The organism is Streptomyces sp. 8P21H-1, from assembly GCF_013302945.1.
Map to the genome: position 1 here is coordinate 1 of NZ_JABTYA010000069.1, position 972 is coordinate 972.

General features: G+C 74.1%; 1 protein-coding gene and 1 pseudogene. Both read right to left on the reverse strand.

Annotated elements, in window-relative coordinates; all coding sequences use genetic code 11:
* Nucleotides 1-584, reverse strand: a pseudogene (locus HO151_RS01340) (two-component sensor histidine kinase); the annotation flags it as partial.
* 1 nt (nucleotide 585) lies between these two features.
* The coding region (locus HO151_RS07140; protein ID WP_254594623.1) for a winged helix-turn-helix domain-containing protein at nucleotides 586-972 on the reverse strand (387 nt) is incomplete at its 5' end.

A 972-nucleotide genomic window follows, 5' to 3' on the forward strand; every position in this document is an offset into this window, starting at 1 on the left:
TCACCGCCCCGGCCACCGGCCGCGGTCCTGGCGGCCAGGTCGCCCCCGGCGATCCGGCGGGCGGTCCGCGCCACCCGGCGCAGCCTCCGGTTCGGAAACTCGGCGGCGAGCGCCGACAGCGGTACGACGACCGCCAGCGCCGCCAGGGAGTACTTCCACATGTGCCGGTCCAGCGCCCGCCGGGTGAGCAGGTCGGAGGTCATGTCGGTGCTCACCGCCACGGGAGCGCCACGGAGGGTCCCAACGGCCCACATCGAGGGGTGGTCGCCGGGGCTGTCGCCGTCGTACCAGGTGGCGGAGCCGACCGCCCTGCCTTGCCGGTACCGGAGGCGGTGCAGGAGTTCGTCGGGCATCTCCCCGGGCGAGACGACCAGACCGTCGGGCGGGACGCCGTCCCGCTGGTAGTCCTCCACGGCGTTGGACAACTGGGTCAGGGCCTTGGCCGCACCGTCGTTCATCGACCGTTCCAGGGTGCTGCGGTGGACCAGCAGCCCGACGGTCACCGCGGTGGCACAGCACGCCACGGTGACGAGCAGCGCGATCTTCCAGCGCAGCGAACGCCAGTGCGGCAGCGCGCGTCCCACGTCAGCGCCGCAGCTTGTAGCCGAAGCCGCGGACGGTCTTGATCCGCTCGGCCCCGATCTTCTTCCGCAGGCGCTGCACGCACAGGTCGACCACGCGGCTGTCGCCGTCCCAGCCGTAGTCCCACACGTCGCGCAGCAGGGTCTGCCGGTCCAGCACGATGCCCGGGTTCGCGGCGAACTCCAGCAGCAGCCGCAGTTCGGTGGGGGCCAGCGCGACCGGTTCACCGGCCCGGAACACCTCCAGGCCGCCCGTGTCGATGGCCAGGTCGCCGAAGACGAGGCGAGCGTGCCGGTCGCGGCCGGGCCTCCCCGACCGGTCCGGCTGGTCCGGCTGGTCCGACAGGCCCGGACGATCGGCCACGGGCCCGGCTGCCGTGCCGGGGGCCGG